Consider the following 25,648-nt stretch of genomic DNA (forward strand, 5'->3'; position numbering starts at 1 on the left):
AATGCCCCGTTTCGCCGCCAACCTCTCGATGATGTTCACCGAGGTGCCGTTCCTCGACCGCTTCGATGCCGCAGCGCAGGCCGGCTTCACCGCAGTCGAATTCCTCTTTCCTTACGAGCATCCGGCCGAGGCCGTCGGAGAGCGGCTCAAGCGCAACGGCCTGACCCAGGCGCTGTTCAACCTGCCGCCGGGCGACTGGAATGCCGGCGAGAAGGGCTTTGCTGCGCTTCCCGCGCGCTTCCCCGATCTCAAGGCGAGCCTCGAGACCGCTCTGCCTTACGCCAAGGCCACCGGCGTCAAGCGGTTGCATCTGATGGCCGGCATCGCCAACCGCGGCGAGCGTGTTGCGATCGAGGCGTTCTACAAATCGGTGGCGTGGGCGGCGGAATTCTTCGCGCCGCATGGTATCGACATCGTGCTGGAGCCGATCAATGCGCGTAACGTGCCTGGCTATTTCCTCAACGATTTCGGCTTTGCGCGCGACCTGATCCAGGAGCTGAGCCTTCCGAACCTGAAGCTCCAGTTCGACATCTATCACTGCGGGATCATCCACGGCGATGTCACCATGCGGCTGCGCGAGATGATGCCGATCATCGGCCACATCCAGATCGCCAGCATTCCGTCGCGCAACGAGCCTGATGGCGAGGAGCTGAACTATCCGTTCCTGTTCGCTGAGCTCGACCGGCTCGGCTATCCCGGCTTCGTCGGCTGCGAATACAATCCGCGCGGCAAGACCACCGAGGGCCTCGCCTGGTTCAAGCCTTATGCGGGGGTGAAGCCGTGACGCTGGCATTGGGTTGCATCGCCGACGACTATACCGGCGCCTCCGATCTCGCCAACACGCTGACGCGCGCCGGCCTGCGCACCGTGCAAACCATCGGCATACCTGCCGATGATCTCGCGCTGCCCGAGGTCGATGCCGTCGTGGTGTCCCTGAAGAGCCGCTCGATCGAGGCAGGTCTTGCCGTATCGCGCTCGCGTGCTGCTGAGAAGTGGCTCCGCGGCCGCGGCGCGAGCCATGTGCTGTTCAAGATCTGCTCGACCTTCGATTCCACCGATGCGGGCAACATTGGCCCCGTCATGGACGCGCTGCGCGCCGATTGCGGCGAGGCGAACGTGCTGGTCACGCCGGCCTTCCCGGAGACCGGCCGCACCGTCTACCAGGGTAACCTGTTCGTCGGCGCGGTGCCGCTGAACGAGAGCCCGCTGAAGGATCATCCGCTCAATCCGATGCGTGATTCCAATCTGGTGCGCGTGCTGGCGCGTCAGAGCAAGACGCAAATCGGCCTCGTCGATCTCGCCACCGTCACCCGCGGCGTCGAGGCTGTGCGAGAGCGGCTGGCCGAACTCGCGGGCGAGGGGATCGGTGCTGCAATCATCGACGCCGTCTTCGACCGCGACCTCGAGACCATTGGCCGCGTGGCCGCCGAACATAGGCTGTCGGTCGGCGCTTCCGGCATCGGCCTTGGACTGGCGCGGGCGCTGGTGTCGACCGGCAAGGTCAAATCGGCCGTGGCGAGCAGCGAAGCCGGCGCTGCGGTCGGCGGACCGGCGGCCTGCCTTGCCGGCAGCTGCTCGCAGGCGACGCTCAAGCAGATCGCGAGCGCCGAAAAGATCATGCCGGTGCTTCATCTCGACCCCGACCGTATTCTTACGGGAGCGGACGAAGCGCAGCGTGCGCTGGACTGGGCAAGGCCGCGTTTGGCCGAAGGCCCGGTGCTGATTGCATCGAGCTCGACGCCGGATCAGGTCGCCGCGCTCCAGGCGCGTCACGGCCGCGACGCGGCCGGGCATGCCATCGAGCAGACAATGGCCGACATCGCGGAAGGCCTTGTGAAAGCAGGCGTTCGGCGATTGGTTGTCGCCGGCGGCGAGACGTCGGGCGCCGTCGTCGATCGGTTGAGGATTCCCGGATTTCTCGTAGGAGTGGAAATTGCAGCGGGCGTTCCGGTGCTGCGCGCAGTTGGTGTCGAAGGCGACATGTTGCTCGCGTTGAAGTCCGGCAATTTCGGCGGGCCAGAGTTTTTCAGCGATGCGCTTGGGCTCATGCGTTGAGCGCAGAGCGTTCTTAGCTGCCTGTTCATTTCTTTCAGGCTCCGTACTCGTGCGGAGTCGTAGTTAACAACTGCTCAGTCGCTTTGTTGTTGGATATCGGCGCCGCGCCTTTTGGTTGATCCACCATTTCCGGACGCGCCGCCGCGCCAACGCAAAGAGACCCGATTATGTTCGCCACCATCTCCATTCGCGCCAAGATCATCAGTGTCGTGGCGTTCTTGCTGGTCGCCATGACCGGCATGGGCCTGCTCGCAGTCATGAAGATGCGGTCGATGAACGCCAACACCACCGACATCACCACGAGCTGGCTGCCCAGCGTCCGGGTGCTCGGCGAACTCAGGGCCAGCGTCATCACCTATCGCAACGTCGTCCGCCAGCACATGCTGTCCGAGACCCTCGAGGACAAGCTCGCCAACGAAAAGACGGCCGGCACCGTGATCGAGGCGATCAACAAGTCCCGCAAGGCCTACGAGCCGATGGTCACCTCGCCCGAGGAGCGGAAACTTTACAACGAATGGGCCAAGCTCTGGGACGACTACAAGAAGGGCACTGAGGAGGTCTTCGCGCTGTCGCGCAAGGAGGCCGGCAAGGTCCCGCACGAGGCGCAGGAGCTGAACACCAAGACGGTCAACAAGATCGGCCTGGCGTCGGACGAGGTCCTGACCAAGGATATCGAGCTCAATACCCAGGGCGGTGATCAGGCCGCCAAGGATGCCGCCGACAGCTACTATTACGCCTTCATGCTGGTCTCGATCATTCTGGCCGCCTCCGTCGTCACCGGCCTTGGCGTCGGCTTCTATCTCGTCCACGACGTTTCCAGCGGCATCAACTCCATCACCCTGCCTATGCAGGCGCTGGGCAAGGGCGACCTGTCCGCCGAGGTGCCGCATCGCGGCGAGAAGACCGAGATCGGCGCCATGGCCGATGTGCTCCAGATCTTCAAGGAGGCCCTGATCGCCAAGAAGGCGGCCGACGAGGCGGCCGCGGCCGACGCCGAAGCCAAGATCGAACGCGGCCGCCGCGTCGACAACATCACCCGCGAATTCGAGACGATGATCGGCGAGATCGTCCAGACCGTGTCGTCGGCCTCGACCCAGCTCGAGGCCTCCGCCTCGACGTTGACCTCGACCGCCGATCGCTCCCAGCGGCTGGCGACCACGGTTGCCGGCGCTTCGGAGGAAGCCTCGACCAACGTGCAGTCGGTGGCCTCGGCGACCGAAGAGATGGCGTCGTCCGTCGGCGAGATCAGCCGTCAGGTGCAGGAATCGGCGCGGATGGCGGGCGATGCCGTCGGCCAGGCGCGTTCCACCACCGAGCGCGTCAGCGAACTCTCCAAGGCGGCGTCCCGCATCGGCGACGTGGTCGAACTGATCAACACCATCGCCGGCCAGACCAACCTGCTGGCGCTGAACGCCACCATCGAGGCGGCGCGCGCCGGTGAAGCCGGCCGCGGCTTCGCGGTGGTCGCTTCCGAGGTGAAGGCGCTCGCCGAGCAGACCGCGAAAGCGACCGGCGAAATCGGCCAGCAGATCTCCGGCATCCAGGCGGCGACCAACGACTCGGTCGGCGCCATCAAGGAGATCTCTTCGACCATCGAGCGTCTCTCGGAAATCTCTTCGGCCATCGCGGCTGCGGTGGAAGAGCAGGGCGCTGCGACCCAGGAGATCGCCCGCAACGTCCAGCAGGCCGCCCAGGGCACCCAGCAGGTCTCCTCCAACATCACCGACGTGCAGCGCGGTGCGACCGAGACCGGCACGGCCTCCTCGCAGGTGCTGTCGGCGGCGCAGATGCTGTCCAACGACTCCAACCGGCTCAAGACCGAGGTCAGCAAGTTCCTGACCAACGTCCGCGCGGCGTAATTCGCGGCAAACTCCGTCATCCTGAGCCGCGAACTCTGCGGTGCAGGTGCACCGCAGAGCGAGCCTCGAAGGATGAACGGCCCGGATGCAGAAGGGCTGTCGCCCTTCGAGGCCTCCGCTACGCTCCGGCGCCTCAGGGTGACGATCACCTTCATCCGCATTTCGTCCTCTCTGCATATCTGGAATGCGATTTCGCTGTGCGATAGCAGGGAAGTGACCGCGTGTGACGCGCTGGCGTTGGCCATTCCAGCGGTGTTCGGGTAAATCAGCCTTAGGAACCCGCGGGGGCGTGTTCCCTGTCCCCTGATTTGGAATTGCCTGGCGCATGATTGCTCTGGTCCGTATTGCCCTGAGCCGACCCTATACGTTTGTCGTGCTCGCGCTGCTGCTCCTCATCATCGGACCGCTGGCGGCGCTGCGGACGCCGACCGACATTTTCCCAGAGATCCGCATCCCCGTGATCGGCGTGGTCTGGCAGTATACCGGCCTGCCGCCGGACCAGATGTCCGGCCGCATCACCACGCCGTTCCAGCGCTCGCTGACGACCACGGTCAACGACATCGAGCACATCGTCGCCAACTCCTATAACGGCTTCGGCATCGTCAAGATCTTCTTCCAGCCGACCGTCGACATCCGCACGGCCAACGCCCAAGTCACCGCGATCTCGCAGACGCTGCTGAAGCAGCTGCCGCCCGGTGCGACGCCACCGTTGATCCTGAACTACTCGGCCTCGACCGTGCCGATCATCCAGGTGGCACTGTCGGGCGACGGCCTGACCGAACAAAACCTCGCCGACATCGGCATCAATAATTTGCGGACCCCGCTGGTCACCGTGCCCGGCGCGGCAATTCCGTATCCGTTCGGCGGCAAGCAGCGCCAGATCCAGATCGACCTCGACCCCACCGCGCTCCAGGCCCGCGGCCTGTCCGGCCAGGACGTCGCGAACGCGCTGGCGGCGCAGAATCTGATCACGCCGGTCGGCACCCAGAAGATCGGCACCTTCGAGTACAACATCCAGCTCAACAACTCGCCGCTCAGGATCGACGAGCTCGGCAATTTGCCGATCAGGACCGTCAACGGCGCGATGGTCTATGTGCGCGATGTCGCGACCGTGCGTGACGGCAATCCGCCGCAGACCAACATCGTCCATGTCGACGGCAACCGCTCGGTGCTGATGATGGTGCTGAAGGCGGGCGCGACCTCGACGCTCGATATCATCGCCGGCATCAAGCAGAAGGTGATCGACGTCAAGGACCAGCTCCCGGACGCGCTGAAGATCGGCTTCATCGGCGACCAGTCGGTGTTCGTCCGCGGTGCGATTCAAGGCGTTGCCGTCGAAGGCGTGATCGCGGCGCTGCTCACCAGCGTCATGATCCTGCTGTTCCTCGGCAGTTGGCGCTCGACCGTGATCATCGCGGTGTCGATCCCGCTGTCGGTGCTGGGCGCCATCATCATGCTGTCGGCGATCGGCGAGACGCTGAACATCATGATGCTCGGCGGTCTCGCGCTCGCGGTCGGCATCCTTGTCGACGATGCCACCGTCACAATCGAGAACATCAACTACCATCTGGAGCAGGGCAAGCCGGTCGAGCAGTCGATCCTCGACGGCGCCAACCAGATCGTGACACCGGCCTTCGTCTCGCTGCTGTGCATCTGCATCGTGTTCGTGCCGATGTTCTTCCTCACCGGCGTCGCGCGCTTCCTGTTCGTGCCGATGGCGGAAGCGGTGATGTTCGCGATGATCTGGTCGTTCATCCTGTCGCGCACGCTGGTGCCGACCATGGCCAACTATCTGCTGCAACCGCATGTCCATCACGAGGGCGAGCCGCCGAGGTCGCGCAATCCATTAGTTTGGTTCCAGCGCGGCTTCGAAAAGCGGTTCGAACGCATTCGCGGCGGCTACCACAACTTCCTCGGGCTCGCACTGGCGCACCGCGGGGTGTTTGTGATCGGCTTCGTCTGCTTGGTCGGCGCGTCCTTTGCACTGGTGCCGTTCCTCGGGCGCAACTTCTTTCCCGCGGTCGATGCCGGCAACATCCTGATGCATGTCCGCACCCAGGTTGGCACCCGCGTGGAAGAGACCGCCAACCAGCTCGCCGACGTGCAGAAGGCCGTCCGCAAGCTGATCCCGGGTGAGATCGAGACGCTGACCGACAACATCGGCATGCCGATCTCCGGCATCAACATGACCTACAACAACACCGGCGTGATCGGCCCGCAGGACGGCGACATCCAGATCAAGCTCAGGGAAGGCCACAAGCCGACCGAAGAGCATGTGCGCGCGCTGCGCGAGCAGCTGCCGCGGCTGTTCCCGGGCGTCAGCTTCTCCTTCCTGCCGGCCGACATCGTCAGCCAGATCCTGAACTTTGGTGCGCCCGCGCCGATCGACCTCCAGATCCGCGGCGCCAATATCAGCGCGAACTTCACTTACGCGAATAACCTGCTTGCCAAAGTCCGGCGCATTCCGGGCGTTGCCGATGCGCGCATCCAGCAATCGCCGAGCAATCCGACGTTCAATATCGATGTCGACCGCACCCGCGCGCAATATGTCGGCCTGACCGAACGTGACGTCACCAACAGCCTCGTGGTCAATCTCGCAGGCTCCTCGCAGGTCGCGCCGACCTACTATCTCAATCCGGATAACGGCGTGTCCTATTCGATCGTGATGCAAACGCCGCAATACCAGATAGATTCGCTCAGCGCATTGCAGACGCTGCCGATCACGGCCGCTGGCAATGCGCAGTCGCCGATCCTCGGCGGCATCGCCGACATCAAGCGCTCGGTGTCGAGCGCGGTGGTGTCGCAATACGACATCCAGTCGATGGTGCAGATCTTTGCCACGACATCGGGCCGTGACCTCGGCGCAGTCGCCAACGACATCAGCCAGGTGATCGCCGATACCGCCAAGGAGGTGCCGAAGGGCTCGTCCGTGGTGCTGCTCGGCCAGGTGCAGACCATGAATAGCGCCTTCACGGGCCTCCTGTTCGGCCTGCTCGGCGCCGTCGTGCTGATCTACCTCCTGATCGTCGTGAACTTCCAGTCGTGGTCCGATCCGTTCGTGATCATCACGGCACTCCCGGCCGCGCTCGCCGGCATCGTCTGGATGCTGTTCACGACGCAGACCACGCTGTCGGTGCCGGCGCTCACCGGCGCCATCATGTGCATGGGCGTCGCCACCGCCAACAGCGTGCTCGTGATCACCTTTGCCCGTGAGCGCTACGAGGAGCTTGGCGATCCCATTGCGGCCGCGCTGGAAGCCGGCTTCGTCCGGTTCCGCCCGGTGCTGATGACCGCGCTCGCCATGATCATCGGCATGGCGCCGATGGCGCTGGGGCTGGGCGAGGGCGGCGAGCAGAACGCGCCGCTCGGCCGCGCCGTGATCGGCGGCCTGATCTTTGCAACCTTCGCCACGCTGATGTTTGTTCCCGTGGTGTTCAGTATGGTACACAAGAAACAAGGCGCCAAAGTCGCCGCCTCCTTGGAGACTCCGCATGTCGCCCACTGAACCCCGCTCACCGGTGTCGCACCGGAAACTGGGCATTTTCGGCGTGGTGGCGCTGATCGCGGCAGGCCTCGTGGTCGGCACCGGCATCCGCGCCCGTGAGGACCAGGGCTCCAAGCTGAAGGAATGGACCGACGACCAGGCCGTTCCGAGCGTTGCGGTGACCCTGCCCAACGCCAAGGCCCTCAACTCCACCCTCGACCTGCCGGGCCGGCTCGAGGCCTATTACCGCGCGCCGATCTTTGCCCGCGTCTCGGGTTACCTGAAGAGCTGGAGCGTCGACATGGGCGCCCGCGTCAAGGCCGGTCAGGTGATCGCCGAGATCGAGGCGCCCGACCTCGACCAGCAGCTGTTGCAGGCCCGTGCTGATCTGGCCAGCCAGCAGGCCAGCGCCAGGCTTTCGGAAGCCACGCTGAACCGCCGCAAGACGCTGGTCGCATCCAACTTCGTCTCCGCCCAGGAGATCGACGAGCGCACCGCCGACCTCTCCAACAAGAACGCCGCCGTTCATTCGGGCCAGGCCAATGTCGAGCGGCTGGAGGCGCTGGCCGGCTACAAGAAGATCACCGCGCCGTTCGACGGCGTGGTCACCGCGCGCGACACCGACGTCGGTGCGCTGATCAATTCCGGCGGCGGCTCGGGCCCGGCGATGTTCGTGGTCTCCGACATCACCAAGCTGCGCGTCTACATCAACGTGCCCCAGAACTACGTGCCGGCGATCAAGATCGGCGCCAAGGCCACCATCGCGCTGCCGGAATATCCGAACCGGAATTTCCAGGCGACGGTGGAAGCCTCGTCTCAGGCCGTCGACGTTGCCTCGGGCACCACGCGCATGCAGCTCGGCCTCGACAATTCCTCAGGCGAGCTGATGCCCGGTGGCTATGCCAGCGTGAAGCTGAGCCTCCAGCGCGACTCCGCGCCGCTCAGCATCCCCGCCAGCGCGCTCATTTTCAACGGCAGCGGCCTGCGCGTCGCGACCGTCGGTGCGGACGACAAGGTGCTGTTCAAGCCGGTGACGATCGCCCGCGATCTCGGCCGCGAGATCGAGCTCGCCTCCGGCATCGCAGCCGATGATCGCGTCATCACCGCCCCGCCGGACGGTCTCTCCGACGGCGATGCGGTCCGCGTGACCGGCCCCGGTGCCAAGGGCAAGCCGGCGACCGCGTCGGAGAAGCAGGCGCCGAAGGGCTAGCGCGGTCTCGTGCCCCGGACGCAGCGCAGCACGTAGTGGTGCGCTGCCAAGCCGGGGCCCATCTCACCGCGGTTTCGTTTTATAGCTTTCTGGGTCCCGGCTCTGCGGAGCGGCATTGCATGCCGCACCGCGTCCGGGACACGAGAGCGAGCTACGCCACCCGCCACTCCGGCACGCCATCCGCGGCCATCGTGATCTCACCCAGCGACCCCACCGGCGTGCGATCCATATTCAGCAGATGCGCCAGCGTCGCACCATCGCTCGCCGGAATCCGCGCCAGCGTGCGCCGGTCATCTTCCGTGCGCAGCATCACCACGCCATGCCCGACATCGCCGCCGCGGCCGTAGAGCACGGTAAAGCTCTCCACCTTGCCCTTGCCTGAAGCCTCGTTAACGAACTCCGGCACCGCGCGCTTGTTGCGGTCGGCCTCGCCCTGCACGCTCGTCTCCTGAGCCAGCGCCCCGCGCGGCGGCGCCTTCGACACCACCAGCGCGTGATGCTTGGTGACAAAACCGCCCTGGCCATAGAGCAGGCCGAGCCTGGCGCCGTCGCGCAATCGCCGGACCATCGCGCAGGCCGCATGCGTCATGTAGGTGTTGAGCGGCGCGCCGAAGAAGGTGAGTCCGCCGGTCACGGTCGGCTGCACGTCGGACGAAAGGCCCAGCGTCCGCCGTGCCATCTTGGGCACGCAGGGGAAGCAGCTGTAGAGCTCGATCGCGTCGAACTTTTTGCCATCGCCGCCGGCGAGGTCCATCACCGCCTTCAGCACCGCGTTCTGCGAGTGGCTCTCGTAGAACTGGTCGCGCAAGAGATAATCGCGCGGCTCCTCCGCCGAGGCGCCGCCGAGCGGATAGACCAGTCTGTCCTCCGCAATACCTGCCGCGCGCGCCCTGGCGAGGCTCGTGAGCAGCAGTGCGCCGCCCATGTTGACGCTGGGGTTGGCGACCATGAGCTTGTTGTAGGGCCAGGCGATGAGGCGGTTGTCCGCCGTTGGCGTCGTGATCTCGTCAGGCGCATAGCGCCGCTTCAGCCAGGCATTGGGATTTTGCGCGGCGGCTTCCGAATAGCGCGACCACAGCGTGCCCGATTCCGCCATGGCCTCGCGTGGCGTCTGGCCCCAATGTGCGGACGAGGCCGCTTCATAGAAGGGATAGACGGTGACCGGACGGAAGACGCCGAGCGTCACCGCCAGCGGCTTCTGAAACGCTGCGCCGCGCTTCGGTTCCTCGACATCATGGGCGAACGGCGTCCACGGCAGTGTTGCGCCTGCACGCTCGGCCTTGGTCGCGGTCGACTGCGCCTCTGCGCCGCAGACTGCCGCCACGGTGCATTCCCCGCGCGCGATGCGCTTGGCCGCCTCGTGGATGTAGCGGATCGGGCTCTCGCCGCCGACCGGGCCGTAATAGCAATGCGCGGGCGTAACGCCGAGGCGTTGCGCCAACAGCTTCTCGGGCTCGCGATAGCGCCAGCTCAGGAAGTTGACGACGTCGAGCGACTGCACCTCGCCGAGCAGTTTTGCGCCGGCATCGGCCTCGGCGCGCTCTAGAGCTTGCTCCAGCAGGTCGAGCGGTTCGAGACCGGCGGTGATGTCCTTCGGGCGGTCGACGATCTCGCCGATGCCGACGATGACGGGAATGCGGTCTTCGGGGATATTGATCATTTTCTTCTTGCTTCACGTTTCAGATCTTTGGCACGCCGTCGCCCTTCGAGGGCCGCTGAAGAAGCGGCCACCTCAGGGTGACGGCTACGGGTGGGACGTCATCCTGAGGTGTGAGGCCGGCGGCGCACTTGCGCCGGTGGCCGAGCCTCGAAGGATGGGCCACGAGTACCATTCCGGCCACGGGCAACTACTCCGCCACCAGTGCATTCATGTGCTCGACAGTTTCGGCAAAATCTTCCTTGAACTCCTGCACCACCGCGCCGGCCGACTTCACGCTGTCGATCAGCCCGACGCCCTGGCCGACGAAATAGCTGACGAGATCGCGCGCCTTGGCGTTGCCGCTCGCCGCCGCACGGTCGATCGAATTGAAGGCGTCGCGGCTGATGATGCTTTGCAGTGGCATCGGCAGCGCCCCCGGGCTTTCCGGCGCGCGGTCCCAGGCATCGGTCCAGACCGAGCGGAGTTGGCGTGCGGGCTTGCCGGTGCGGCCCTTCGAGCGGATCGCGTCGCGCGAGGACGCTGCGATCATCTTCTCGCGAAAGATCTCCGAGGTCTCGGCTTCGACCGTGGCGAGCCACACCGAGCCGGTCCACGCGCCGGCCGCGCCCATCGCCATACAGGCCGCCATCTGGCGTCCCGTCATGATGCCGCCCGCCGCCAGCACCGGCACGTCGCGGATCGGCTTGATCGCCTTGATCACCTCCGGCACCAGCACCAGGGTCGAGACCTCGCCGCAATGGCCGCCGGCCTCGGTGCCCTGCACCACGAGGATATCAACACCGGCTGCGACCTGACGCAGCGCATGCTCCTTGGCGCCGACGAGCGCCGCAACGGGCACGCCGTGCGTCTTGCCCATCTCGATCATCGCCTTCGGCGGCACGCCGAGCGCATTCGCGATCAGGCGGATCGGGTGATTGAAGGAGACTTCGAGCAGCTCCAACGCGGTTTTCGCGTCGAACGGCTGCGGCTGGTTGTCGGCAACGCTGGTCGCGGTCAGCTCGATATCGTATTTCTTCAGGAGGTCGCGCGTGTAACTGCGATGCTCTTGCGGGATGCGCGCTTCCAGGCTCTTCCAGGTGACGTCCTTCTCGCCTGATGTCGAGATGTTTTCGGGGATCAGCACGTCGATGCCGTAGGGTTTTCCGTCGACGTGCTCGTCGATCCACTTCAGCTCGCGTTCGAGTGTATCAGGCGTATGTGCGGTCGCACCCAGCACGCCAAAGCCACCGGCGCGGCTGACGGCGGCAACGACATCGCGGCAATGGCTGAAGGCGAGCAGCGGGAACTCGATGCCCAGCATGTCGCAGATCGGCGATTTCATGGCTCTCTCCCGGCGGCCGTTGCGTTGCTCTTCTTGTTTTGCCTTGCGAGGGCCGTTTGACGCTAGCCCTTCGTTGCCGGTGATGCCACGCCGGATTTGGAGGAGCATCTTGCGCGCAGGCGTTGCGTCGTGGACGGACCATTCCGCTGCATAAAATATGTCGGGAGGGCATGGACGCTTGCCGCCAAGCGCGGCCAGATCATCAGCCCGCAGAGTGCTCGCCGGGTCAGCTGGTCGCATGACGCCGGCCCGAGGCCCGCGCCGGACGCAGGGCCGGCAGGGCTTGCCATCGGCTGTTTGCGGGCTAATTAATGCAGGCGCATCTTTCCGCCGGAGCCCCCTCATGACCGACGCCCCTTACGAGCCGCCCAAAGTCTGGACCTGGAACAAGGAGAACGGCGGCCAATTCGCCAACATCAACCGGCCGATTGCCGGCGCGACCCATGATAAGGAGCTGCCGGTCGGCAAGCATCCTTTCCAGCTCTATTCGCTGGCGACGCCGAACGGGGTGAAGGTCACGGTGATGTTCGAGGAGCTGCTGGCCGCCGGCCATAGCGGCGCGGAATACGACGCCTGGCTGATCAGGATTGACGGCAACCAGTTCGGCAGCGGCTTTGTCGGGGTCAACCCCAACTCGAAAATCCCGGCGCTAATCGATCGCAGTGGGCCGACGCCGATCCGGATCTTCGAGTCCGGTGCGATCCTGGTGCACCTTGCGGAGAAGTTCGGCGCTTTCCTTCCCACCAGCGGGGCGGCGCGGGCGGAAACCCTGTCCTGGCTGTTCTGGCAGATGGGCAGCGCGCCCTTCCTCGGCGGCGGTTTTGGCCATTTCTATGCCTATGCGCCGACCAAGATCGAATATGCCATCAACCGCTATGCCATGGAGGTGAAACGGCAGCTCGACGTGCTCGACCGCCGCCTCGCCCACAACGAATATCTCGGAGGCTCCGACTACACGATCGCCGACATGGCGACCTGGCCGTGGTACGGCGCGCTTGCCAAGGGATTGGTCTACGGCGCCGGCGAATTCCTGTCGGTGCAGGACTACAAGAACGTGCAGCGCTGGACCGACCAGATCGCGCAGCGTCCGGCCGTGAAGCGCGGCCGCATGGTCAACCGAGTCTCCGGCGATCCCGCCAGCCAGCTCCACGAGCGCCACGACGCCAGCGATTTCGAGACGAAGACGCAGGACAAGATCGCGCCGGCGGCGTAGGTGGTTGCTTCCTTACCTCTCCCCGCTTGCGGGGAGAGGTCGGATCGCTCTCGCGATCCGGGTGAGGAGGTACAGGTCTCACAGCGATCTCACGCGTGGAGAGAAGCCCCTCACCCCAACCCTCTCCCCGTAAGAACGGGGCGAGGGGGCGCCCCTTCTCCGCGGCAACCTCTACTTCCCCTTCGCCCCCTCCGCCGCGGGAAACACCACGCGGTCGTCGGTGCGGCAGTAGCGGTCGGCGAACATGCGACCGATCGGGTGATAGCGGTCCATGTGCACTCGCATCGCCTTGTGGTCCCACAACTCGTCGCGGATATGGAAGTGGATGCCTTCGCCCATGATCAGGCGGCGGTCGTCGTTGACGTCGATCATCTTCCAGAGCTTGCATTCCATCGCCCAGGGCGTGTCGGCGAGCCTGGGCACCGCGATCTTGCTTGAGGGCGCGAGCTTCAGGCCGAGATAATCGGGTTCGCCGATGTCAGGCGGAAAATCGCCGCTGCTCTCGTGCATGGCTTTCGCCAGCGGCTCGTCGGCGAGGTTGACCACGAATTCGCCGGTGCGCTGGATGTTGAGGAAGGTGTCCTTGTCCTGCCCGTTCGGCTTGCGGTTCGCCGCGAACATGCACAGCGGCGGATCCTCGCAGAAGGCGTTGAAGAAGCTGAACGGCGCCGCATTGACCACGCCCGATGGCCCGACCGTGGTCACCCAAGCGATCGGTCGCGGCAGAATGAAGGACGTCAGCACCTTGTAGCGCTCGCGTGGCGTCAGGTCGCTGGCGGCGTATTGCATGGTGGCTCCGTTGAAGGGAAGATTCTCGTAGGGTGGGCAAAGCGAAGCGTGCCCACCACTCCTTGCGCAGGCCGTGATGGTGGGCACGGCGCGCGAAGAGCGCGCCTTTGCCCACCCTACGGCATCTCGTGAATCACGCCATGCTCAGCTCGTGGCGTCCCACCACCATCCAGTGCACCTCGTCCGGACCATCCGCAAAGCGCAGATGGCGCACGTCCTGGTACATCTCGGCGAGCGGGGTCCAGTGCGAGATGCCGGTGGCGCCGTGCATCTGGATCGACTGGTCGATGATCTTGCAGGCGCGCTCCGGCACCATGGCCTTGACCATGGAGACCCAGACGCGGGCTTCCTTGTTGCCGAGCACGTCCATGGCCTTCGCCGCCTTCAGCACCATCAGCCGCATCGCCTCGATCTCGCAGCGCGCCTGCGCGATGATCTGCATGTTGCCGCCGAGATGGGCGATCTTCTTGCCGAAGGCTTCGCGGGTGAGGCCACGCTGCACCATCAAATCGAGCGCCTTCTCGGCCTTGCCGATGGTGCGCATGCAATGATGGATGCGGCCCGGCCCGAGACGCAGTTGCGAGATCTCGAAACCGCGGCCCTCGCCGAGCAGCATGTTCTCCTTCGGCACGCGGACATTGTTGAAGCGCATGTGCATGTGGCCCCGCGGTGCATGATCCTGGCCGAACACATACATGGGCCCGAGCACCTCGACGCCGGGCGTGTCTCGCGGCACCAGGATCTGCGACTGTTGCTTGCTCGGCGCTGCGTCCGGATTGGTCTTCACCATCACGATGAGGATCTTGCAGCGGGGATCGCCGACACCGGAAATGTAATATTTCTCGCCGTTGATGACCCATTCGTCGCCGACGAGCTTTGCGGTCGTCGAGATGTTCTTGGCGTCGGAAGAAGCGACGTTCGGCTCGGTCATGACATAGGCCGAGCGGATCTCGCCGTTCATCAGCGGCTTCAGCCACTTCTCCTTCTGCTCCTTGGTGCCGACGCGCTCCAGCACCTCCATGTTGCCGGTGTCGGGCGCCGAGCAGTTCATGCTCTCGGAGGCCAGCGGGCTCTTGCCGAGCTCGGAGGCGATATAGGCGTAGTCGAGGTTCTTCAGGCCCTGGCCGGTTTCGTCATCGGGCAGGAAGAAATTCCAGAGGCCTTCCTTCTTGGCTTTGTTCTTGGCGACCTCGAGCACCTCGAGCTGCTTCGGCGTAAAGCTCCAACGGTCTTCCTTCTTCTCGCCGGCCTTGGCGAATTCGATCGACATCGGCTCGACGGTCTCGCGGATGAATTTCCTGACGTGATCGTAGAGCGGCCGGACCTGGTCCGACATGCGCAGGTCGTTGAGCTCATCACCCGGATTGAGGGTGTAGTTGGTGGTGCGAGGTATGTAGGCGTGTTTTGTCATTGTTCCTCCCGTTCGGATCAGCGTGTTGCGGCGAGAATAAACGCGGCGAAGCCAAAGCGCGAGCGCGTATTTTCCATCCGACCCATACCACGTCGTGGAATATCGCGACGGCGTTTCAAACGCTGTTTAACCGCCCGGCAACGTGCCGGCTCCGGGGCTGACTGAGCCTGTTTTCAGGGTTATTTGGGCTGTTACGTCGCCCCGTAACCGGCTAACCTGCCGCTCGCGCGGAGGGAGAGAGCACATGAGTTCTTCCGTCGTACGCGAAGTGCAGTTTCCAAAGCAGCCGGCGTTGCAGTTGATCTACGACACGGCGCCGATCGGCCTTGCCTATCTCTCTCCGGACTGCCGCTATCTGCAGATCAACCAGCGCCTCACCGAGATCTGTGGCATCTCGGTCGAAGGGCACCTCGGGCGCACGGTGCGGGATTGCGTGCCTGGGCTCGCGTCCGCCGTCGAGGACATCGTTCGGTCCATCATGGAGAGCGGCGAGCCCGTCACCGGGATCGAAGTCTACGGCCAGCGCCCCGGCCACAACGACGAGCGCTGCTGGATCACCCACTGGCATCCGCAGCGCGGGCCGAACGGCAACATCGTCGGCGTCAACGTCGCGGCCGAAGAGATCACAGACCGCAAGCGACACGAACGGGAGCTTCGCAGCGCGCGCGACACGGCCGAGGCGGCGTTGCGGCGCCTGAAGGAAGCTCAGGACTCATTGGTGGAGGCAGAGAAATTAGCTGCGCTCGGGCGGCTGGTGGCGGGCGTTTCGCATGAGATCAACAGTCCTGTCGGCACCAGCCTGACTGTCGCCTCCGTGCTGGAGAGCAAGACGGCGAAGTTTGCGGCCGAAGTCGCGCGGGGCGGTCTGAAGCGGTCGAGCCTGAACGAGTTTCTCGCAGTCGTTAAGACCGCATCGACGCATTTGACTGGCAATCTCGCCCGAGCGGCGGAATTGATCCAGTCGTTCAAGCAGGTCGCAGTCGATCAAGGCCATCTCGAGCGCCGAACCTTCGATCCGAGTGAACTCACTCAGCGGCTAGCCGCGAGTCTTGAGCCGGAACTGCGGAAGAGCGGCCTGACGCTGAATGTCGAATGCCTGTCCGGCCTGACCATGAACAGTTATCCAGGACCATGTGGGCAGGTGCTGACCAACCTGCTCATGAACGCGATCGTGCACGCGTTTCCGGATGGCAAGAGCGGAAGGATCGACCTCGCGATCCGCGCGTGCGGTGAGGGGGATATCGAGATTGCCGTTTCCGACAATGGCTGCGGCATGAGCGCGGACTTGCGCCGACAGGCCTTCAATCCGTTCTTCACCACGCGCCGTCATGAAGGCAATGTCGGCCTCGGCCTGCATATCGTCCACAACATCGTCTCGGGTCGGCTGGGCGGACGTATCAAGCTCGAAAGCAAACCCGGCGTGGGGACACGGATCCAGATGATCGTGCCGCGAGTTGCGCCCGAAACGGGCGAGGCTTAGCGTGCGCCGCACGAGACGGAGTGCGGCTTCCCTCCGTCATTGCGAGCGTAGCGAAGCAATCCAGAGTCTTTCCGCAGCGGCAGTCTGGATTGCTTCGCTACGCCCGCAATGACGAGGTGGGGAGAGCCGCGCGCCACATTCTCAGTTGTCATCGCCCGACTTGACCGGGCGATCCAGTGTTCCAGAGACGGCAGTGATGAATCGAGGGGCCGCGGCGTACTGGATGCCCCGCCTTCGCGGGGCTTGACGTCAGTTCGCCATCCGGTGCATCGCGCAGATCTTGTTGCCGTCCAGGTCGCGCAAGTAGGCAAGGTAGAGCTTGACGCCCGGACCCTGGCGCACGCCGGGCGGATCCTCGATCGACGTTCCGCCGGCGGCGAGGCCGGCTGCATGCCACGCATCGACCTGCTCAGGCGAATTGCAGGCAAAGCCGATGGTGCCGCCGTTCGCACACGTTGCCGGCTCGCCGTTGATCGGCTTTGACACCGAGAACACGCCGGTCTTGGTGATGTAGAAGATGCGGTGGCCGTCGACCCTGGCCGGGCGCACCTCCAGCGTGTTCAGCAAATCGTCGTAGAAGGCCTTGGCCTTGTCGAGGTCGTTGGTACCAATCATGATGTGTGAGAACATTTGCCCATTCCCCTCAGAGTGTAGCCCGGATGGAGCGCAGCGCAATCCGGGTCTTGTTTGCTCTTGGCAGTCCCGGATCGCGCTGCGCTCCATCCGGGCTACGAACCTAAAATCAAAACGCCGTATAGCCGCCGTCGATCACGAACGTATCGGCGGTGTGATACGACGACGCCTTGCTCATCAGATACACCGCGATGCCGCCGAAATCGGATGCGTCGCCGAAGCGGCGCTGCGGAATGCGCGGCATCACATTGGCGACGAATTTTTCGTTGCTCATGATACCCGCGGTCATGTCGCTCTTGATCCAGCCGGGCAGGATCGCATTCGCGGTGACGCCGTGGCGCGCCAGCTCGACGCCGAGCGCGCGCACCAGTGCGTTGATGGCGGCTTTCGTCGCGGCATAGTGCTCGTTGCGCGCGGTGCCGAAGATCGAGGCGAGGCTCGAGGTCGCGACCAGCCGGCCGAAGGGATCACCGGCGCCGGCGCGGTCGACCATATGGCGGGCGGCGGCCTGGAACGCGTGAAACACGCCGTCGAGATTGGTCGCGAACATCGAGCTCCATTCCTCCTCGGTGCGCTCAATGAAGGAACGCCTTCCGCCGCCGCCGATGCCGGCATTGGCGAAGCAGCCGTCGACCCGGCCGAAGGTGTCGAGCGTGGCCTTCATCGCGGCGTTGACCGAGGCCGGATCGGTGACGTCGCAGACGCGGCTGTCGACCTTGCCTGATAGTCCCGCCATGCTCGCGGCAGCGGCCTTGTTCTTGTCAGCATTGCGGCCCCAGATCGAGACGCTGCAGCCCTGGCCGGCGAGCGCCTGCGCGATGCCGAGCCCGATACCGCCATTGCCGCCGGTGATCACGGCGACGCGGCCGGTGAGGTCGAAAAGGTTCATGGCGCGTTTCCTGTTTTTGGCAAGACTTCTTGGCAAGGTCTCTAGGTACGGCGCGCATCAGCCGCTGCGCGCAAGATTGCTTGCTATGCTCTGATCACCATGGACAAGGCCGCGCCAAAAATCAAATATGCGCCCCGGCAAAACGAATTCCGGTCTGCGAAACATCGCGGGCAGCAACCGACGAGGAAACCATGCAGTTCAAACACGTCACGCTCGATTTCGATGGCTCGGTAGCGGTCCTCAGGCTCGACCATCAGGAGGTGATGAACGCGGTCTCCATGGACATGCTGGGCGGTCTCGCCGAGGCGCTCGATACGATCGAGGAGAAAAAGGACGAGGTGCGCTGCGTCGTGCTGACCGGCGCGGGGCGGGCGTTCTGCACCGGTGCGAACCTCCAGGGCCGCAACAACCAGTCGAAGAAGACCAAGGCCGGCCTCACGCTGGAGACCGGCTTTCACCCGTTCCTGCGCCGCATTCGCAATCTGCACTGTCCCATTATCACCGCGGTCAACGGTCCGGCCGCTGGCGCCGGCATGAGCTTCGCGCTGCTCGGCGACATGATTTTATGCGCACGTTCCTCCTACTTCCTGCAGGCCTTCCGCCGCATCGGCCTGGTGCCGGATTGCGGCTCGACCTGGCTGTTGCCGCGCCTGATCGGTAAGGCGCGTTCGATCGAATTGTCGCTGATGGGCGAGCGGTTGCCGGCGGAGAAGGCGCTGGAATGGGGCCTCGTCAACCGCGTCTATGACGACGGCGTGCTGATGGAGGAGGCGATGAAGCTCGCGCGCGATCTCGCCAGCGGCCCGACGATCGCGCTGTCGCTGATCCGCAAGCTCTATTGGGACAGCCCGGAAAATTCCTTCGAGGACCAGCTTAATCTCGAATTCCAGTGCCAGCTCCGCGCCGGCGACACGCAGGATTTTCGTGAGGGCGTCGGTGCGTTCCTGGAGAAGCGGCCCGCGCAGTTCAAAGGCAAATGATCGAGGCGGAGCTTTTTCGCAGCGTCCAGCGCTGGTGTTCCGGTGCGACCGGCGTCACCGGCGCGGCAAAACTGTCCGGCGGAGCCAGTCAGGAGACGTGGCGCTTCGACATCACGCATCCCGACGGGCCGATCGGCGCGATCCTGCGCCGCTCGCCGAAGGGCTATGGCGCAGCGCCAACGCGCGCGGCGGGGCTCGCAGCTGAAGCGCAGCTGATGCAGCTCGCTTATGAGGCGGGCGTGCCGTCGCCGCGCGTGATGCATGTGCTGACGCCGGACGAAGATCTCGGCACCGGCTTCATCATGCAACGGGTCGAGGGCGAGACCATCGCCCGCAAGATCCTTCGCGATGAGGAGTTCGCGGCGGTGCGGCCGAAGCTGGCGCGGCAGATCGGCGACGTGCTGGCGGGCCTGCACGGGCTGCCGCTGGACAAATTGCCCGAGTTGCGCAGCCGCAATGCGACCCAGGAGATCTCTGAGTTCGAGCGCGACTATCGCAGCCTGAACTGGCCGAAGCCGGTGTTCGAGCTTGCGCTGCGCTGGCTGCGCGACCACGACCCCGGCCCCTCGGCCGAGACGACGCTGGTGCATGGCGATTTCCGCAATGGTAATCTCATCATCGGCGCCGAGGGCGTTCGCGCCGTGCTCGACTGGGAGCTCGCCCATCTCGGCGATCCCATGGAGGATCTCGGCTGGGTCTGCGTCAACTCGTGGCGCTTTGGCGAGATTGACAAGCCCGTGGGCGGCTTTGGATCGCGCGAGGAGTTGTTCGCGGGCTACGAGGCCGCCGGGCGCAGCGTTGATCCGTTGCGCGTCAAATTCTGGGAAGTCATGGGCACGCTGCGCTGGGGCATCATGTGCGGTGGCATGATGCAGCGGTTTCGCGAGGGACCGGATCATTCCATGGAGCGCGCCATGATCGGCCGCCGCGCTAGCGAGACCGAGATCGATCTGTTGCGGCTGCTGGCGCCGCGCGGGAGTTGACACATGCAGGACGAACCGACACCGGTCGAGCTGACCAAGTCAGTCGCCGATTTCCTCCGCAACGACATCGCGCCGCTGGTCTCCGGCCACCAGGCCTTCAAGCTGCGCGTCGCCGTCAACATCCTCGAGCTCGTCACGCGGCAGTTGACGCAGGAGGAGGGGAGCGATGCTGCGGAAGTGGAACGGCTGCGGGTACTGCTCGGCATGGACGGCTCGGTGACAGAGCTCAACGCCGCGCTCGCCGAGCGGATTGCGAAAGGCGAGGTCGATCTCGCAACGCCGGGCCTCGCGGAGCACCTGTGGGCAACCACGATGGACAAGCTCGCAGTCGATCAGCCGAACTATGCGTCCTACAAGCGCGAGCTGGGGCGCAATTCGTAGGATGGGTAGAGCGGAAGCGAAACCCATCATCTCACATCTTGCCCTGCCATTGATGGGTTTCGCTGCGCTCTACCCATCCTACGCGGCTGGGCGACGCTCCATCCCCGTCATTGCGAGGAGCCCTTGCGACGAAGCAATCCAGAATCTTTCCGCGGTGGCAGTCTGGATTGCTTCGCTACGCTCGCAATGACGACAGAGGGCCCGCCTACTTCCCCACCCATTTCGGCGGCCGCTTCTCCGAGAACGCCTTCGGCCCCTCGATGTAGTCCTGCGAGGCCACCATCGCCTTCACCGCCGGATACTCCCGCTGCTCCTCGATCGCCTGCTCGAGCGACACGGCCAAGCCCTTCTGGATGGTCTGCTTCGAGGCCCGGATCGACATCGGCGAGTTCTTGGTGATCATCTCGGCCCAGCGCAGCGCGCCTGAGAGTGCCTCGCCCTGCGGCACCACCTCGTTGACGAAGCCGAGTTCGTGGCCCTCCTTGGCGCTGACGTGACGCGCGGTGAGGATCATGCCCATCGCGCGCTTCAGCCCGATCTGGCGCGGCAGGCGGTGCAGGCCGCCGGCGAGTGCGGCAAGGCCAACGCGCGGCTCGGGCAGGGCGAAGGTCGCGTTCTCCGCGGCGATGATCAGGTCGCAGGCGAGCGCGATCTCGAAGCCACCGCCCATGGCGACGCCGTTGACAGCAGCGATGATCGGCTTGTCGCAGTCGAAGCGCGCAGTCAGGCCGGCGAAGCCGCCCTTGTCCCAGCCGCGCTTGCCGCCCGCCGCTTGCCACTTCAGATCATTGCCGGCGCAAAACGCCTTGTCACCGGCGCCTGTGACGATCGCGACCCACTGTTCGGCGTCAGCGGAGAAATCGTCGAACACTTTTTGGAGCTCGAAATGTGCGTCGGTGTGCAGTGCGTTGTAGACCTCGGGCCGCGACAGCGTGACGATCGTGATCGGCCCCTTGCGTTCCACCTTTGAGAATTTCAGCTCCATCGCGCGCTCCCGCATTTTCTCGTGAAGGAATATGGACGTCATACTACCGCGCGTCAGCGCCGGAGCACCATCGAATTGCGCGGGCGCGCCTTGCGCATCCGGCACGCCTCGCATTGCTTGACTTGCGCACGCTCTTCTCACCTTAATCGTGCGAAGCACAAATGCGCCTAGCGCCTTAACGCAAAACATAAAATCAATCCGGGAGAGAACCTGTGGATTTCTCATTGCCTGCCGATCTCGTCGCCTATCTCGGAGAGCTCGACCGTTTCATCGAGCGCGAGATCAAGCCGCTCGAAGAAGCCGACGACAACATCCGCTTCTTCGATCACCGCCGCGAATGGGCGCGCACCGATTTCGAGAATGGCGGCCTGCCGCGTCATGAATGGGAAGCGCTGCTGCGCAAGGCCAAGGATCTTGCCGACGCCGCCGGCCATCTGCGTTTTCCGGTGGCGAAGCAATATGGCGGCAAGGACGGCTCCAATCTCTGGATGGCCGTGATCCGCGAGCATTTTGCCGCCAAGGGTCTCGGCCTGCACAACGATCTCCAGAACGAGCACTCCATCGTCGGCAATTTTCCCGTCGCCACTATGCTCGACCGCTACGGTCGCGACGACCAGAAGGCGATGATCGACGGCTCGATCAGGGGCAAGTACCGCATCACGTTCGGCCTGACCGAGCCAAATCACGGCTCCGACGCCACCCACATGGAGACGCGCGCGGTGCCGGCGACCCGCGACAACGTCAAGGGCTGGATCATCAACGGCGAGAAGATGTGGACGACCGGCATGCATGTCGCTACGCATTGCGCGCTGTTTGCGCGCACGTCAGGCAATGACGGCGATGCCCGCGGTATCACCTGCTTCCTGGTGCCCGCCAAGAGCCACGGCGTGAAGATCGAAGAGTACATGTGGACCTTCAACATGCCGACCGATCATCCCCGCGTTAGCTTTACGGATGTGTTCGTGCCCGAGGATGCCCTGTTCGGCGAGGTCGGCCGCGGCCTGTCCTTGGCGCAGTGTTTCGTGCACCAGAACCGCATCCGCCAGGCCGCGAGCTCGCTCGGCGCCGCCGTCTACTGCATCAACGAGAGCGTGAAGTACGCGCGTGAGCGAAAACCGTTCGGCAAAGCGCTGGCCGAGAACCAAGCGATCCAGTTTCCGCTGGTCGAGCTCGCGACGCAGGCCGAGATGCTGCGCCTGTTGATCCGCAAGACCGCCTGGGAGATGGACCAGCTCAACGAAGAGCAGATCGAGCGCACGCTCTCCGACCGTGTCTCGATGTGCAACTATTTTGCAAACCGCCTCTGCTGCGAATCCGCCGACCGCGCCATGCAGGTCCATGGCGGCATGGGCTATTCACGCCACAAGCCGTTCGAGCACATCTACCGCCACCACCGCCGCTACCGGATCACCGAAGGCAGCGAGGAGATCCAGATGCGCAAGGTGGCGGGATTCTTGTTCGGGTATATGGGGCCGGGGAAGCATTAGCTGTCGTTGCGAGCGGAGCGATTCAGAGCCCTTCCACGGAGGCAGTCCGGATTGCTTCGTCGCAAGGGCTCCTCGCAATGACGCAGGAGAGAGGCGCGCTTCTGCCTCCACACCGTCATTGCGAGCGAAGCGAAGCAATCCAGAAATGTCGCCGCGGGAGGATTCTGGATTGCTTCGTCGCTCCTAATCCCTAATTCACCCGCCGGTCCTTCCCCGCCCAATACGGCTCCCTCAACTGCCGCCGCAAGATCTTGCCGCTCGGGTTCCTCGGCAGCGCCGGCAGAAACTCCACGCTCTTCGGCGTCTTGAAGCCGGCGATGCGCTCCCGGGTGAAGTTGATGATGTCGGTGGCGGTGGCCTGCTTGCCGGGCTTCATCACCACGACGGCCTTCACCGCCTCGCCCCATTTGTCGTCGGGGATGCCGATCACGGCGGCTTCCGCGACGTCAGGATGATCGCACAGCGCGCTCTCCACCTCGGCGGGATAGATGTTCTCGCCGCCGGAGATGATCATGTCCTTGATGCGGTCGTGGATGTAGAGATAGCCGTCCTCGTCCATGTAGCCGGCGTCACCCGTGCGCAGCCAGCCGTCGCCGCGCAGCGTCGAGGCGGTGGCCTCCGGCAAATTCCAGTAACCGGCCATGTTGGAGCCCGAGCGCGTCGCGATCTCGCCGACCTCGCGCGGCGGCAGCGGCTTGCCCTCCGCATCCAAAATCGAAATCTCGACGCCCGGCAGCGCCTTACCGGCCGAGCGCATCCGCTCGAGGCCCTCGACATGGTCCTCCGGCGGCAGCGCGACGATGGTGCCCGTCGTCTCGGTCATGCCGTACATCTGCACGAAGCCGCACTTGAACACCTCGATGCATTCCTTCAGGAGCGCTGCAGGTATCGGCGAGGCGCCATACAGCATGTATTTCAATCGTGAAAAGTCGACCGTCTTTGCACGCGGCTGCCGCACCACGAACTGCATCGCCGCCGGCACCATGAACAGTTTTGTGATCCCGGACTGCTCGAAGAAATCCAGCACCTTGGTCGGATCGAACTCGCGCGCGATCACGCCGCGGGCGCCGTGATAGAGTCCCATGACACCCCAGCCGGAGCCGCCGATATGGAAGATCGGCATCGCCACCAGCGACACGTCGTCGGTGGACCACCGGTTCCACTCCGGCTTGTCTTCGGCATTGCCGGTCTGCACCAGGTTGAGAAAGTTCGCATGCGACAGCATCGCGCCCTTCGGCTTGCCTGTGGTGCCCGACGTGTAGAGCTGGATCGCGATATCCCCCGTGTCGATCGTAACCCTGGGATCATCGCCGCTCTGCGCATCGCGCCATGCGGCAAAATCCTGCCATTCCGGCGCGCCGCCCTCGGTGGTGATGACAGTGCGCACGCTTGGCAACTGATCCCTGATCTGGCGAACCTGCGTGATGAACTCCGGCCCTGCGAACAGCGCCGGCGCCTTGCAATCGGCGACGATGAAGGCGACCTCGGGCCCAGCGAGCCGCCAGTTCACGGGCGCCATCACCACGCCAGCCTTCATCGCGCCCATCAGCAGTTCGAAATAGAAATCGCTGTTCTTGCCGAGATAGGCGATGCGGTCGCCCTTCTTCACGCCCATCGCGATGAGCGCGTTGGCGACCTTGTTGGTCCTAGCGTCGAATTCGGCAAAGCTGGTGACGCGACCCTCGAACTCAAAGGCAATGGCGTTGCCGCGGCTTTTCGCGCGCTCGCGCACCATGTCGGCAAGATTCGCCAATGGCTGTGTGGACATGTCTCTCCCGTAGCGCTTTGTTTTTATGCCGCGGAGTTTGGCGTCATCCGCGGGCAAAGACAATACGGGAGAGTGAGCTAACCCCGCTTCGCCCGATCCTTCTCGTTCTGCGCCATGATGCTCTCGCGCGCGGTCTTCCAGTCGTCGTCGCTCCAGTCGCGCAGCTGGTAGAAATTGCCGCCCATCGCGAGCGCCTGGGCGCCGTCCATGGCGATGGTCTCGCCGGTGATCCAGTCGCAGCCGCCTGAAATCAAAAACACCGCGACGTTCTGCAATTCCTCCATGGTGCCGACGCGGCCCATCGGGTTCATCGCCTTGGTGCGCGCGCCGGCCTCATCACCCGGCTTGATGCGCTTGCTCATGCCTTCGGTCGGGATCTCGCCCGGCGCGATGGTGTTGAGGCGGATGCCGTAGCGGCCCCATTCCGCAGCGAGCGACATCGTCATCGCGTGGATCGCCGACTTGCTCATCGCCGACGGCACCACGTAAGGCGAGCCGTTGCGCACCCAGGTCGTGGTGATCGACACGACGTTGCCGGGCTGCTTCAAAGCGATCCAGCGTTTGCCGACCGCCTGCGTCACGTAGAACGTGCCGTGCATGACGATGTTGGCGACCGCATCGAAGCCGCGTGGCGAGAGCTCCTCGCTGCGCGAGATGAAATTGCCGGCGGCGTTGTTGATGAGATCGGTCAGGGGCGCATCGCGGAAGATGGTCTCGATCATCTCCTCGACCGCGAGCGCATTGCGGATGTCGACGCCGTGGCTGGTGACGCGGCCGCCATATTGATCCATCAGCTCGGTCGCGGTCTCGTCGCAGACGATCTTGCGCCGGCCGCAGATGTGCACCTCGGCACCGAGCTGGAGGAAGCGCGCCGCCATCGACTTGCCGAGCCCGGTGCCGCCACCGGTGACGAGAATGCGGCGTCCAGCCAAAAGATTTTCCTTGAACATGGCTGTTTCTCCCGTACGGATTGTCAGTTAATTGGTCGATTGACTAAATCCGGCCGCCGGCTTTCTGTAAAGCGGCACCGAACAAGAACAGGCAAGAACTAGGGGAGAAT

General features: G+C 64.4%; 21 protein-coding genes. 12 read left to right on the plus strand and 9 right to left on the minus strand.

Going from position 1 to position 25,648, the window contains the following annotated elements:
* Position 1: 1 nt before the first annotated feature.
* The 6 genes from otnI (at position 2) to B5V03_RS08290 (ending at position 8,608) form a co-directional block, all read left to right on the plus strand.
* On the plus strand, positions 2-784 hold the full coding sequence (gene otnI, locus B5V03_RS08265; RefSeq protein ID WP_129268997.1) for a 2-oxo-tetronate isomerase: 783 nt from the start codon (positions 2-4) through the stop codon (positions 782-784).
* Positions 781-2,055, plus strand: coding sequence for a 3-oxo-tetronate kinase (gene otnK / locus B5V03_RS08270; RefSeq protein ID WP_129268999.1), 1,275 nt, complete (start codon positions 781-783; stop codon positions 2,053-2,055). Before otnI ends, otnK begins: the two co-directional genes overlap by 4 nt.
* A 167-nt stretch (positions 2,056-2,222) precedes the next feature.
* Positions 2,223-3,914 carry a methyl-accepting chemotaxis protein gene (locus tag B5V03_RS08275; RefSeq protein ID WP_129269001.1) on the plus strand — a complete coding sequence of 564 codons (1,692 nt, stop codon included), beginning with the start codon at positions 2,223-2,225 and terminating at the stop codon, positions 3,912-3,914.
* A gap of 72 nt (positions 3,915-3,986) precedes the next feature.
* Positions 3,987-4,178, plus strand: coding sequence for a hypothetical protein (locus B5V03_RS08280; RefSeq protein ID WP_129269003.1), 192 nt, complete (start codon positions 3,987-3,989; stop codon positions 4,176-4,178).
* 61 nt (positions 4,179-4,239) lie between these two features.
* A complete protein-coding gene (locus B5V03_RS08285; RefSeq protein WP_129269005.1) occupies positions 4,240-7,419 on the plus strand; it encodes an efflux RND transporter permease subunit in 3,180 nt (1,059 codons plus the stop codon).
* Entirely contained in the window at positions 7,406-8,608 is a 1,203-nt protein-coding gene (locus tag B5V03_RS08290; protein ID WP_129269007.1) for an efflux RND transporter periplasmic adaptor subunit, read from the plus strand. The genes B5V03_RS08285 and B5V03_RS08290 overlap by 14 nt, the downstream gene beginning before the upstream one ends.
* Before the next feature lie 151 nt (positions 8,609-8,759).
* Here B5V03_RS08290 and B5V03_RS08295 read toward each other — a convergent pair whose 3' ends face one another.
* Both B5V03_RS08295 and B5V03_RS08300 read right to left on the minus strand, forming a co-directional pair.
* Positions 8,760-10,268, minus strand: a complete 1,509-nt coding sequence (locus tag B5V03_RS08295; protein ID WP_129269009.1) for an acetyl-CoA acetyltransferase — start codon at positions 10,266-10,268, stop codon at positions 8,760-8,762.
* A 187-nt stretch (positions 10,269-10,455) separates the two neighbouring features.
* Positions 10,456-11,589 carry a nitronate monooxygenase gene (locus B5V03_RS08300; RefSeq protein WP_129269011.1) on the minus strand — a complete coding sequence of 378 codons (1,134 nt, stop codon included), beginning with the start codon at positions 11,587-11,589 and terminating at the stop codon, positions 10,456-10,458.
* 343 nt (positions 11,590-11,932) lie between these two features.
* Here B5V03_RS08300 and yghU point away from each other — a divergent pair, with 343 nt between their 5' ends.
* A complete protein-coding gene (yghU, locus tag B5V03_RS08305; RefSeq protein ID WP_129269013.1) occupies positions 11,933-12,802 on the plus strand; it encodes a glutathione-dependent disulfide-bond oxidoreductase in 870 nt (289 codons plus the stop codon).
* 171 nt (positions 12,803-12,973) lie between these two features.
* Here yghU and B5V03_RS08310 read toward each other — a convergent pair whose 3' ends face one another.
* Both B5V03_RS08310 and B5V03_RS08315 read right to left on the minus strand, forming a co-directional pair.
* Positions 12,974-13,591 carry a flavin reductase family protein gene (locus B5V03_RS08310; protein WP_129269015.1) on the minus strand — a complete coding sequence of 206 codons (618 nt, stop codon included), beginning with the start codon at positions 13,589-13,591 and terminating at the stop codon, positions 12,974-12,976.
* 133 nt (positions 13,592-13,724) lie between these two features.
* Positions 13,725-15,002, minus strand: a complete 1,278-nt coding sequence (locus B5V03_RS08315; protein WP_129269017.1) for an acyl-CoA dehydrogenase family protein — start codon at positions 15,000-15,002, stop codon at positions 13,725-13,727.
* A 244-nt stretch (positions 15,003-15,246) separates the two neighbouring features.
* Here B5V03_RS08315 and B5V03_RS08320 point away from each other — a divergent pair, with 244 nt between their 5' ends.
* Complete coding sequence (locus B5V03_RS08320) at positions 15,247-16,482, plus strand: ATP-binding protein (protein ID WP_129269019.1); 1,236 nt, start codon at positions 15,247-15,249, stop codon at positions 16,480-16,482.
* Between the two features lie 249 nt (positions 16,483-16,731).
* On the opposite strand, the gene B5V03_RS08330 is transcribed toward B5V03_RS08320, so the two are convergent.
* Both B5V03_RS08330 and B5V03_RS08335 read right to left on the minus strand, forming a co-directional pair.
* Positions 16,732-17,112, minus strand: coding sequence for a VOC family protein (locus B5V03_RS08330; RefSeq protein WP_129269023.1), 381 nt, complete (start codon positions 17,110-17,112; stop codon positions 16,732-16,734).
* A gap of 112 nt (positions 17,113-17,224) precedes the next feature.
* The gene (locus tag B5V03_RS08335; RefSeq protein WP_129269025.1) at positions 17,225-18,004 is read right to left on the minus strand and encodes an SDR family NAD(P)-dependent oxidoreductase; all 780 of its coding nucleotides are present in this window, start codon (positions 18,002-18,004) and stop codon (positions 17,225-17,227) included.
* 191 nt (positions 18,005-18,195) lie between these two features.
* On the opposite strand from B5V03_RS08335, the gene B5V03_RS08340 reads away from it, so the two are divergent.
* From B5V03_RS08340 to B5V03_RS08350, 3 genes are read left to right on the plus strand one after another with little or no spacing between them, the layout of a single operon-like run.
* Entirely contained in the window at positions 18,196-18,984 is a 789-nt protein-coding gene (locus B5V03_RS08340) for an enoyl-CoA hydratase/isomerase (protein ID WP_129269027.1), read from the plus strand.
* Positions 18,981-19,967, plus strand: a complete 987-nt coding sequence (locus B5V03_RS08345; protein ID WP_129269029.1) for a phosphotransferase family protein — start codon at positions 18,981-18,983, stop codon at positions 19,965-19,967. The genes B5V03_RS08340 and B5V03_RS08345 overlap by 4 nt, the downstream gene beginning before the upstream one ends.
* Positions 19,968-19,970: 3 nt before the next feature.
* Positions 19,971-20,348: a DUF6285 domain-containing protein gene (locus B5V03_RS08350; protein ID WP_129269031.1), complete on the plus strand. Its 378-nt coding sequence runs from the start codon at positions 19,971-19,973 to the stop codon at positions 20,346-20,348.
* A 205-nt stretch (positions 20,349-20,553) separates the two neighbouring features.
* Here B5V03_RS08350 and B5V03_RS08355 read toward each other — a convergent pair whose 3' ends face one another.
* On the minus strand, positions 20,554-21,333 hold the full coding sequence (locus tag B5V03_RS08355; protein WP_129269033.1) for an enoyl-CoA hydratase-related protein: 780 nt from the start codon (positions 21,331-21,333) through the stop codon (positions 20,554-20,556).
* Between the two features lie 212 nt (positions 21,334-21,545).
* Between B5V03_RS08355 and B5V03_RS08360 the strand changes: the two genes are divergently transcribed.
* Positions 21,546-22,820, plus strand: a complete 1,275-nt coding sequence (locus tag B5V03_RS08360) for an acyl-CoA dehydrogenase family protein (RefSeq protein WP_129269035.1) — start codon at positions 21,546-21,548, stop codon at positions 22,818-22,820.
* 190 nt (positions 22,821-23,010) lie between these two features.
* On the opposite strand, the gene B5V03_RS08365 is transcribed toward B5V03_RS08360, so the two are convergent.
* Together B5V03_RS08365 and B5V03_RS08370 are read right to left on the minus strand one after the other, a co-directional pair.
* Entirely contained in the window at positions 23,011-24,588 is a 1,578-nt protein-coding gene (locus B5V03_RS08365) for a fatty acid--CoA ligase (RefSeq protein ID WP_129269037.1), read from the minus strand.
* 77 nt (positions 24,589-24,665) lie between these two features.
* Positions 24,666-25,538, minus strand: coding sequence for an SDR family oxidoreductase (locus B5V03_RS08370; RefSeq protein WP_129269039.1), 873 nt, complete (start codon positions 25,536-25,538; stop codon positions 24,666-24,668).
* Positions 25,539-25,648 lie beyond the last annotated feature (110 nt).

The sequence above is a fragment of the Bradyrhizobium betae genome (genome assembly GCF_004123905.1).
GTDB lineage: Bacteria > Pseudomonadota > Alphaproteobacteria > Rhizobiales > Xanthobacteraceae > Bradyrhizobium > Bradyrhizobium betae_A.